Raw genomic sequence first — 281 nt, forward strand, 5'->3', positions numbered from 1 at the left:
ATTTACTCCATTCGTTAATGCTAATTCTGCAGCAGTTGCTCTTGTTATCTCAGCAGTAATGCTACTCGTATTGGAACTCACTCGTGTATCGAGTCCTGCAATCGAATTGGTATTAGAAGTTATGCTAACTGTGTTTGCATTTACTCCGTTAGTCAATGCTAATTCTGCGGCAGTTGCTCTTGTTATCTCAGCAGTAATGCTACTTGTATTGGAACTCACTCGTGTATCGAGTCCTGCAATCGAATTGGTATTAGAAGTTATGCTAGCTGTGTTTGCATTTA

The 281-nt window shown here is 39.9% G+C and carries 1 protein-coding gene; it reads right to left on the reverse strand.

The window, feature by feature from the left end; genetic code table 11:
• Nucleotides 1–281 (reverse strand): hypothetical protein (locus ACST14_RS10975; protein ID WP_459463482.1); only part of this gene is annotated, 281 nt, incomplete at both ends.

It is taken from the genome of Aquirufa sp. A-Brett2-15D (assembly GCF_054558735.1).